We start from the raw sequence: 11,442 nt of genomic DNA on the forward strand, positions 1-11,442 counted from the left end.
CCCACGAAGGGGAAAGTCCTGAATAACACGCTCGCTGGTAAAACCATAACTGCTTACAGTGCCTAACTTATGGTCTGACTTTTCCATAAAGTTACGCTCGTCAAGCCAAAAGTCAATCTGCGAAACACTCTCTTGAATATCGACAACATCAAAGTAGTCGGCAAGTACATCTGGAAAGATGCAACGTAATAATTGGTGATTCTTCATGATGCAAAGATAACAAATACTTATGAAATTATGTGCCTGAGAGGAGAGGGCTTGCAACTGGATTTTAGGACTGACCCATTATAGACAACTCCCATTAAACTCTTTAGATTACATTTCCTTTTTACTACCATTAAACTCCTTTTTTTATATTAAAGAAAAATATTTTCATAGTTTGATATACAAAACAGATGTAGATAAATATATTTACCTACATCTGCTTTATTAAGCAATAATAATACTTATCCTAAAATATACTTAATTAATTCTTCTGAAGACACTAAAGTTTGTTCCCCTGATATCATGTTTTTTAAAGTTATCTTATTTACATTCATTTCTGTTTCGCCTGCTAATGCTACATATTTAATGCCTTTAGCATTAGCATAACTCATCTGCTTCTTCATTTTCACACTATCAGGATAGATCTCTGCACGTATTCCTGCCTTACGGACCTTTGATATAATAGGTAGACAATAAGCTGTTTCCTTATCTCCAAAGTTTATAAATAGCACTTGAGTACCCGATACACTTTCTTTAGGATACAGGTCAAGAGTAGTTAGAACATCATAAATACGATCAGCTCCAAAACTAATTCCTACACCAGAAATACCTTGCATTCCAAATATACCAGTAAGGTTATCATACCTACCCCCTCCTGTAATAGAACCTATTTGTGTATCTAAAGCCTTAACCTCAAAGATTGCTCCCGTATAATAATTTAATCCACGAGCTAAAGTAAGATCTATTTGCGTTTCATTCTGCAACTTTAATAATTTCAATTTACTTAGAATAAAGCGAAGCTCATTTACTCCTTCAAGACCTATCTCACTATCCTTAAGTACACCAGCAATAACATCTAATTTCTCTTCATTAGAACCATCAAACTTAATAATAGGTTGCAACTTATCAATAGCTTCATCTGAAATGCCTACAGAACGAAGCTCTTCATTAACCTTGCTTAGTCCTATTTTCTCAAGTTTATCTATCGCTACAGTAATAGCTACAATCTTTTCTCTTTCGCCAATGACCTCTGCTATACCTGTAAGAATTTTCCTGTTATTTATTTTTATTTGTACCCTAATACCAAACTTAGTAAAAACAGTATCTATTATTTGTAATAACTCTACTTCGTTTAAAAGAGAATCTGAACCAATAATATCTGCATCGCATTGATAAAACTCACGATAACGTCCTTTCTGTGGCCTATCAGCACGCCATACTGGCTGTATCTGGTAACGTTTAAAGGGCAAGTGTAGTTCTTCTCTATGCATAACAACATAACGTGCAAAAGGTACTGTTAGATCATAACGTAAACCTTTCTCACATAATTTTGTCTGAAGTTTTAAAATATTACGCTGCAGAATTTCCTCATCACTAATTGTCTTTAGATAATCTCCAGAATTTAATATCTTAAAAAGTAATTTATCTCCCTCTTCTCCATACTTTCCCATCAAAGTATGAAATGTTTCCATGGCAGGAGTTTCTATTTGTTGAAAGCCATATAGAGCATATACATGCTTTATTGTATCAAAAATATAATTACGTTTTGCCATCTCCTCAGGCCCGAAGTCTCGAGTTCCCTTAGGTATAGAAGGTTTATTTGCCATATTTTTTTTTTATACTATTTTTTTGTAATATAACCCCAATTGGTTATGTTTTTCTTATGATTTTAAAAGCTATATAAAATCAAAACATCTTAATATTCTGCAATATAAAAAAACTTTAACGGATTATAGTTTGTGTTCTATCTGGACCTAAAGATATAATACCTATTCGTACCCCAAGATAATGCTCTATAAAAGCAACATAATCACTAAATTCTTTTGGGAAGCCTGATTCTGATTTACATTGGGTCATATCTTGTTTCCAACCTTTAAACTCCTTATAAATAGGTTTTATATTATTTATATCATAAGGGAAATTTTCAGTTACTTCTCCATTAGGAAGTTCATAAGCAACACAAGCCTTAATAGTATCAAAACCATCAAGTACATCACTTTTCATCATGATAAGTTCTGTTACGCCATCTATCATAACCGAATATTTTAATTGTACTAAATCTATCCAGCCACAACGGCGTTCTCTTCCTGTAACTGCACCATACTCATGCCCTATATCTCTTAAAGTTTTACCAGTTTCATCAAATAATTCTGTCGGAAAAGGACCAGACCCCACACGAGTGCAATAAGCTTTCATAATACCATATACATTCCCTATACTATTAGGACCGATGCCCAAACCTGTACATGCACCTGCGGTAACAGTATTTGAAGATGTTACAAAAGGATAAGAACCAAAATCAACATCAAGCATAGTTCCTTGTGCTCCCTCACAAAGTACTGACTTGTTTTCTTTTAATAAATGGTGTATTTCATGCTCAGAATCTACAAACTTAAATTCTTTTAAGAACGAAATCCCTTCTAACCACACTTTTTCCATTTCTTTAAGTTCTGAAAAATCAGTCCATTTCAGAGCTTCTAACATTTCTATATGACGAGCCTTATGAGCTTCATATTTTGCTTCAAAATTATCTAATATATCACCTACACGCAGCCCATTACGACTTATTTTGTCAGTATAAGTAGGTCCTATGCCTTTACCCGTAGTACCCACCTTCGACTTTCCTTTAGCAGCTTCATTAGCTCTATCAAGCAGACGATGAGTAGGCAATATAAGATGTGCTTTCTTCGATATTAACAACCTCTCTTTTAATGAATGACCACTTTTTTCTAATTCCTTGGCTTCATTCATGAAAAGGTCAGGAGCTAAAACAACACCATTACCAATAATATTTATTTTACCACCTTGGAAGATACCAGAAGGAATAGAACGTAACACATACTTTTGATTTTCAAACTCCAAAGTATGCCCTGCATTTGGACCTCCTTGAAATCTTGCTATTACATCATACTTAGGAGTAAGTACATCTACTACCTTTCCTTTACCTTCATCGCCCCATTGTAATCCTAACAGGACATCTACTTTAGCTGTATTCATTTGCTTATTTTTGTGATGATTTATCTTGTTTCTTACTTAACGCTTTATTTCTCTGCCTTGAAAGCGATATTTGACAACGTGAACATATACCATAGATATATAACGAAAAACCATCTTTCTTAAAACGTGAATATTTCGTTTCCTTTATGGCTGTTACTATATTTGGTGCATCTAATTCCGTTACTGTCCCACAAACTGTACATATCTGATGAATATGATCTTCATTATTAAAAGCCCCTTCATACTTAGTCTGCCCAATAAAGCGATGTCTTATTACTAAGCGTAGCTCTATAAAGAGCCGCATCGTGTTATATAAAGTTGCACGAGATACTCTAAAATTACGCCTTTCTAATTCTTTCCCTAATTCATCTAACGTAAAATGTCCAGACATATCATAGACTGCATCTAAAATAGCAGAACGTTCAGCCGTCTTACGATGATTATTTATTTCAAGATAACTATCCAAGATATCTCGAACTCTTTCTTTGACTACATTATTAGCCACTTGGTTACTGTTTAAATTTGTACAAAGATAGTTATTTTTAAATAGATGATAATTGGAAGATAATTGAAAAAAAGTTAATATAATAATTCTTACATACAATAAATATATTTGATTAGATAAAATACTACATTAAAATATATCTATACTTATTAATAAGATACTTTACAATGAAAAGCAATTTATAATTTTACAAAATAGCTATAAAAACTATAAAAAGGCTAAACTCCTAATAAGAAATTCAGCCTTTTTATTTATATATTAAATTTTATCTGTTAGGTAATGATTTTTACAACTTAACTGCAATTCCAGCTACAACCCAAGCTCCGGGCTGTTTCACATTAGCAACATCAACATAATGACATCCCAATATATTATTTGCATTAATGTAAGCATTCCATTTTTTAGCTTCCCAGCTAAGTCGTGCATCTAAAACACCATAACTACCATAATCATGATAATTACCAGCTATATCAAGATAACCATTCATACGATGCTGAAAACGGTAATTAACATTAAGGTTAAGGTGTTTTACGATATTCATATCCAATCCTAAAACTAACTTGTTTTTTAGATAATCTAAAACATATTTACTATTAATATTATCTTCTCCCTCTTTATTCTGATCAAGATAACAATAAGATAAATTTAAATTCTTTAGAATATGTTGAGATGGGAAAATCCTTGAGAGCAACATTTTAGTAGAAAACTCTACTCCAAGGTCATTAATAGATCCAAAATTAACACTCTTCCAGATTAAGGAACCGTTTTTATCCTTACTACCATCATTAATCCAATCAATAAGATTATGATGATGATTATAAAAGATATTTGCAGAAGTAATGATATAATTGTTTACATATTTTACTCCTACTTCATATGCACTTAATTCCTCTGGACGTAAGTGCTTATCAGCCTTAAACCCACCTACTGAATAATATAATTCCGTAAAAGAAGGCATACGCAGGGCAGTATTATGAGATGCGTATATTTGCAAGTTGCTGTTAATACTATAATTAACATCTAAACTTGGGAAAAACTTTAAAGGCATATTAGCCTGACTGTTTTTTACAGCAATGAAACCTCCTGAAAGAGTTAAACGATCTAAACTAATATTTTGCTCTAAATAAAATTGGCAGTTAGTCCTGTTTAGTCCTTTTAAATACTGTCTATCGGTTCCGTTAATATTTATAGGCTTATAAAGGTTATCGCCAAGTATTGTACTCTTTATTTTCTCGTTTCTAACCTCTAATCCAAATGCTGTCTTATTCGCATCCGACCATATATAATAAGCATTTAGATTACTACCTATCACATCAGTGCAATGGTAATTAAATGGATATTTTTGGGGGCTATTCCGGAATAACTCAAATCTATCCCAACCCCTATTCCAATATACTGACGGACGTATGCGAAGATTACCTACCTTATTTTCAGCTTGTATAGCAGTATATATCTTTGCGGTATGCTCAAACTGATCGTCCCATTTAACTCCATAAAATGTATTAGAGCCAAAGTCTTTAATACTAAATCCTGCATGCCAATTAAATAACCATTGAGCACCTGAATAAATACCATTATAAAACAGTTTAGAGGTCTGATAATCTGAGTTCAGCATACCTGCTTTATTTCGTAAATAGCCATCACTACGAGTAAAGTTAGCTGAAACCTGATTAGTCCATCTTTTATTTGTTATATTACCACGAGCTCCTACAGAGAAATAACCATATGATCCGCCATCTATATGAAAATCAAATGATGAGTTTTGTGGAGTTTGAGTAATAACATTAATTGCGCCTAATAAAGAAGAAGTACCATAAACGCGCCCTGCAGGTCCTTCTAAAATCTCAATCCGCTTGATATGAGAAATATCTAATGGGAAATCGAAAACATTATGTCCTGTTTGAGGATCACAAATATTAATGCCATTTAATAGCACTGCTATCTGTTCCTGATTTCCACCTCGTATGCTGACATCAGTTTGTGCTCCAATAGGACCACGCTGCCTTACGTCTACTCCTGCTGCATACTTCAGCAAATCATTAACACTTTGTACAGGGGCATGCATAATATCATCATGCTCTAGTACAATTACCTTTCTCGCTTGCTTACTATTAGCAAGTGGAGCGCGCGAACCAGTAACACACACTTCGTTCATCATAACCGGAGATTGGTTTAAAAGTGTAGAATCGTTGCTTGCTTTTACACCTTCGTTACTAATGCTCTTTGCTGTAGCATGCTGAAGGGTAGCAACGCTCAAAACACCAATCACCACTTCTTTCCCTAACACAGAAAAAAGTGAATAGCCGTGACGTGAAAAGTGCTTAAACTTGATAACGCTACGCTTGTTAAAATTGGTTTTGTACATAATTAATATTTAATAAATAAATACTAAGAGGATAGGTAAAATACTTCCTAAAATCCTCTAAAACGGTGCAAAGGTAATAAAAAAACAAAAAAAAAGAAAATCTTAGTACGTCGAGATTGCTTATAATAACATTTAAAACAGCCTATAATAATCTTTAATATAACATGAAAACCATGACAAAATATTTTTATAAAAGAATTATATTAGACGTAATGGACATTTAATAAGCTAAAAAGAAATATGGCTTATTACGCCAATATTTCACATAAAAAAAAGAGGATGTGCATAAATTTTTCACACATCCTCCAAATAATATCTAAAAAAGGGAAAAGTATATTTTACTTACCTTCCATTTTTTTCTTAAGATCTGCAAGAACATCAAGGTCACCAAGAGAAGTTCCTGCTGCTACATTATTAACTTGTGCTGCAGCTTCTTGCTTGCGAGCTGTATTGTTACTATTACTGCGCGAACGACGTGGCTGCTCTTCCTTAACCTCTTCAAATGTACGAGAATGAGAAAGAATAATACGCTTTGTATCCTTAACAAACTCTATAACCATAAATGGTAGCTCCTCGCCAAGCTGTGCTTGGGAACCATCTTCCTTAACAAGATGCTTTGGAGTAGCAAAGCCTTCACCACCTTCGTTTAAAGCAATAACTGCACCTTTATCCATTACCTCTGTTATCTTACCTGTATGAACAGAACCTGGAGTATAAATAGACTCATATTCATCCCATGGATTAGGCTCAAGCTGCTTGTGTCCTAAGCTTAAACGACGATTTTCCTTATCTATCTCAAGCACAACTACATCTATTTCTGCCCCTTGATGAGTAAACTCTGAAGGATGTTTCACCTTCTTTGTCCAAGAAAGATCTGAAATATGAATTAAACCATCTACACCTTCTTCTAACTCTACAAAGATACCAAAATTAGTGAAATTGCGCACCTTAGCAATATGCTTAGAACCTATAGGATATTTGTCCTCAATAGATTCCCAAGGATCAGCCTTTAATTGTTTAATGCCAAGAGACATCTTACGCTCGTCACGATCAAGAGTTAAGATAACAGCTTCTACTTCATCACCAACTTTCATAAACTCCTGTGCAGAACGTAAATGCTGACTCCAGCTCATCTCTGAAACATGAATTAACCCCTCAACACCTGGCTGTATTTCTACAAAAGCACCATAGTCTGCCATAACGACTACCTTACCTTTTACATGATCACCTACCTTAAGATCTGCATCTAAAGCATCCCAAGGATGAGGAGTAAGCTGCTTCAAACCTAAAGCAATACGCTTCTTCTCTTCATCAAAATCAAGAATAACTACCTTAATTTTCTCATCAAGAGTAACAACCTCGTGAGGATCACTTACACGACCCCATGAAAGGTCTGTAATATGAATAAGACCATCTACACCTCCCAAGTCGATAAACACACCATATGTAGTAATATTCTTAACTGTACCTTCAAGAATCTGACCTTTCTCCAAATGTGAAATAATCTCTTTGCGCTGTGCTTCCAATTCTGCCTCAATAAGTGCCTTATGAGACACAACTACATTACGGAATTCCTGATTTATCTTAACAACCTTAAATTCCATTGTCTTACCTACAAAAACATCGTAGTCGCGTATAGGGTGAACGTCAATTTGGCTACCAGGCAAGAAAGCTTCAATACCAAATACATCAACTATCATACCACCTTTAGTACGACTCTTAATGTAACCCTGAATGATTTCATCGTTATCAAGAGCAGCATTTATATTCTCCCAGCTCTTCTGTAAACGAGCTTTCTTATGAGAAAGAACTAACTGACCACGCTTATCTTCCTGACTCTCTACAAAAACCTCGACTTTGTCGCCTGCTTTTAACTCAGGATTGTAACGGAACTCCGATGCTGGTATAATACCATCGCTCTTATAACCAATGTTAACCACAACTTCTTTCTTATCAACAGAGATAACTGTGCCTTCAACAACTTGGTTTTCTTGAATTTTGTTAAGAGTGTCATCGTAAACTTTAGTAAGATCTTTCTTACTTGCATCTACACTTGTACCGTTCTCGAACTCGTCCCAATTGAAATCATCAAGTGGCTTGACGTTTTCTAAATTTGTCATAAATTTTAATTAATTAATAATTTAATAAAGTTAGACTTTATATGAATAATTCTCTCACGTAAGGATATAATAAATCCAAACTATGTGCAAAGTTAATAATAATAATCTGTACATCAGTGATATTGCTTTATTTTTTTTTATTTTTATTATGCAAACCAAAAAGATCTCGCAAATTAGTAAAATCTTTCTTCAGAATAATACCAATACCTTGTGTAGTAAGAGAATTACGTGCGAAATAACGATCATTATTCTTATTGTAGAAATGAAAAGCCACATTACCATTTTTTTGTAATAAATAACGAAGATCAAAGTCTCCAATAAAAGAAGATGAGTTTGTAGCTACATTATCTCTATAGCCCAACTCTCCATTTAATAGTAAACGATCATTAAACAATCTTCCTGAAAATATTCCTTCATACTCTGCATTATTAAGTCCTTCATTACCAGTAGCTATATTTGTTCCAAAATTCCAGTTATTTGAATTTATAACATTTGAAAGTATTGTATTTATTTGTTGGGATAATGTTCCTGATAGCAAACTTTGCACTGCTAAAGAAGTGCGATGCTGAGCAGCATTATTCTGTAAAGAGTTATTACTTGTTTGAGGATAAAACCTTCCAATAGCTAATAGATATAACACTTGCTGATTAAGATCCTCTTCAGAATTAAGCAAAGAATGAACTATTTGTTGAGCATCATCAGACAAATTAGGGAAATTTATACCAAAAGTAACATTAGGCGAACCTGCCGTACCTTTAATATTAAGTAAACAATTTACTTTCGTATTAGTAGAGAAAAGAGGCTGTCCTATCTGCAAATCACTAAGTGATACCGAGCTAAGAGAATAGAACCCCTGTAAATTAAGTGTAGCATTAAAAGGATCACCACCAAAAACAATTGTTGATGTCGGCTGAAAAGCAAAAGTCTTTTTAATTGCATTTTCTATCGTAATATTATACGCACCATGATCTACAAAAAAATTACCATACATTTGGAAAGAACCTTTATTATAATAAGTAGCACGTATGCCTCCATATCCATTAAGAAGTAGATTATCGCGAGTAGATTCATCTGTGATAACCTCCATGGTAAGATTTGGATTAGTATTAAAAAGAAAGTTTATATTAAGATCACTAAGATTATTAAAATTGTGAAATACAACATCATTATTTCCCGAGCCTATAGTATCCCTATTATTAGTTACTTCTAACTTTTTTTCTTTACTCATAAGAGAATCCTTCTTTACTTCATTCCACCTTATAAAATAATTTTCCCCTAAAGAACTTGCCCGACTTGCATCATAAACTATATGTGAATTCGGCTCAGGAGATAAATTCACATCTAAAGTAGTTTCGCCTGATAAACCTTTTACATGACATGTACCTGTACCATAAACAACACCCCAAAACGACTCCTTATTAATTTGTTGTGGAAAATTATAACATAACAGATTCTTTGTTGCTATATTCACATTATAAGAAAAATTACTTAAATAATCATGATTCAAACCTCCAGTTATAACTCCGATATTATTATTAACATCTCTAATTGTATCTTTAGCAAAGATAATCTCATTAGGAAGCATTTTTATATGACTATTCTCAAAGGTATAAGTAGTGCCTATAGGGGTAATTGACATTCTACCATTAGCTACTAAGTCGCCTTCAAGATTAATATGACTAAGAGGACCTACTACTTTACACCAGCCATTAATAGAACCTTCTATATTATCCATAAATGAATCACAATAACTTTTCATAAAATAAAGTTTAGTGTTATGCGCATATATAGGTAAATTGATATACTCGTTTTTCAAATCAACATATCCCTTTATATCTGTATAAGAACTATTATTAGCCACAGCTTTAGCATTAATATAAGCAATTTCGTTCTTACTATCATAAGTTGATTCCGCTGTAAGTTCGCCCATAGGACCATCTTGAAAGGTAAAGTCTTTTACAAAAAGTTTAGTATTTATTATAGGGTGAGAGAATATAGATTTAACAGAAGCTGTACCTGAAGCTAACCCTCCAAAATTAACATCATGGAAATTAACTAAATCGAGAATATAAGGCACTTCTATATCCTTTAGATAAACTGAAAGAGAATCCTCAGGATCACCGGAAGTCTTACCATTTACTATTATATGCTGTGTCTTATTAGATATTTCAAAATGATTTATTATCAGATTCTTGCGATAATATATCATATCAGAAGGTTGTAAAGTAAGACTTATCGTATCTATATTAATATTAGAAGGGTTAAAATGAACTCGCGTAGCAAGAGAACCGCCATGGTTGTAAAACAATATATCACTATTTATAACACTCTTAAAAGGAATCTTCCCTTCTGTAGTACAATTTATAATAGATGAAATTTTATCCTGTCCTATTCTTGCAAAAGTATTAATATAAAAATGCGGCTTCTTGACGTTATTATACTCTCCTTTTATAGTTGTTATAAGGTTGCCCTCCTTAGAACCTACTCTTATATCAACATTTTTCATCTCAGTGTCAGCAAAAGAAACTTTCTTCGACTCAAAGAAAAAGTCAATATCTTTTGTTTTCTCATTAAATTTTCCATTAAAAGCAAGAGGACTTTCCAATTTTAAAGGCAGCTTAATATACTCTTTTATAGCATCATAATTTTTAAGTTGCACATCAAATGCTATTTTATTATATTTACCCATAGGGATATATCTCTCACTAACAAGACTGGGAAGGTAAGCATGAATTATATTTTTAAAACTTTGAAAAAGAGTAGACAAATTATAAGAACCGCTAACATGAGCTTCGCCATAATCGCTCTCTATATCAATGTTTTTAATCAATTTATCATTCTCTGTATTTATTCTTATTTTTTTTATAGAAAGTACTTTATCCTTGCTGCTAATTGTTACATTTGAAAAATTGAAAAAGCCACTAATATCATATAAATTAGAGAATGAACCTTTTAATTCTGAAGTAAAACTAATAATATGAGAACTATTGCTGTCCGGTAAAACTTTTTCAAACAAAATAAATTAGGGCTAACACTTTTCACGAAGTATCAGCCCTTTTGGTTATCTTTGTTTTGCTAAAAAATATATAACCATGAGCAAAGATAGTCATTTTACCGGACAGCCGGTCTATAGTCAAGTATTAAAGTTACTCGACAAAGAGAAAATTCTTCAAATAAGCCACGAAACGAAAGGAAGCGAGGCTTACGTGAAGCGTTTTGACGGCTACCAACATCTCGTCGTAATGCTGTTC

8 protein-coding genes are annotated in these 11,442 nt (G+C 33.1%); 1 reads left to right on the forward strand and 7 read right to left on the reverse strand.

From position 1 onward, the window contains the following. The 7 genes from F596_RS0109790 to F596_RS11140 all read right to left on the reverse strand — a co-directional run. The coding region (locus tag F596_RS0109790; protein ID WP_019036810.1) for an ISAon1 family transposase N-terminal region protein at window positions 1-207 on the reverse strand (207 nt) is incomplete at its 3' end. Between the two features lie 239 nt (window positions 208-446). Next, window positions 447-1,811, reverse strand: a complete 1,365-nt coding sequence (gene hisS, locus F596_RS0109795) for a histidine--tRNA ligase (RefSeq protein ID WP_019036811.1) — start codon at window positions 1,809-1,811, stop codon at window positions 447-449. A 115-nt stretch (window positions 1,812-1,926) separates the two neighbouring features. Further along, the gene (locus F596_RS0109800) at window positions 1,927-3,201 is read right to left on the reverse strand and encodes an adenylosuccinate synthase (protein ID WP_008449212.1); all 1,275 of its coding nucleotides are present in this window, start codon (window positions 3,199-3,201) and stop codon (window positions 1,927-1,929) included. A gap of 4 nt (window positions 3,202-3,205) precedes the next feature. Continuing rightward, window positions 3,206-3,706 carry a Fur family transcriptional regulator gene (locus F596_RS0109805; protein ID WP_008449202.1) on the reverse strand — a complete coding sequence of 167 codons (501 nt, stop codon included), beginning with the start codon at window positions 3,704-3,706 and terminating at the stop codon, window positions 3,206-3,208. Between the two features lie 286 nt (window positions 3,707-3,992). Beyond that, window positions 3,993-6,071, reverse strand: a complete 2,079-nt coding sequence (locus F596_RS0109810; RefSeq protein ID WP_019036812.1) for a TonB-dependent receptor plug domain-containing protein — start codon at window positions 6,069-6,071, stop codon at window positions 3,993-3,995. A gap of 338 nt (window positions 6,072-6,409) precedes the next feature. Beyond that, the gene (gene rpsA, locus F596_RS0109815; protein ID WP_008449209.1) at window positions 6,410-8,191 is read right to left on the reverse strand and encodes a 30S ribosomal protein S1; all 1,782 of its coding nucleotides are present in this window, start codon (window positions 8,189-8,191) and stop codon (window positions 6,410-6,412) included. A 127-nt stretch (window positions 8,192-8,318) separates the two neighbouring features. Beyond that, on the reverse strand, window positions 8,319-11,207 hold the full coding sequence (locus F596_RS11140; RefSeq protein WP_019036813.1) for a translocation/assembly module TamB domain-containing protein: 2,889 nt from the start codon (window positions 11,205-11,207) through the stop codon (window positions 8,319-8,321). Window positions 11,208-11,283: 76 nt separating this feature from the next. Between F596_RS11140 and F596_RS11635 the strand changes: the two genes are divergently transcribed. Next, window positions 11,284-11,442, forward strand: a 159-nt coding sequence (locus F596_RS11635; RefSeq protein ID WP_019036814.1) for a DUF4372 domain-containing protein, incomplete at its 3' end; no start/stop codon positions are given.

The organism is Prevotella amnii DSM 23384 = JCM 14753 (assembly GCF_000378745.1).
GTDB classification, from domain to species: Bacteria; Bacteroidota; Bacteroidia; order Bacteroidales; family Bacteroidaceae; genus Prevotella; species Prevotella amnii.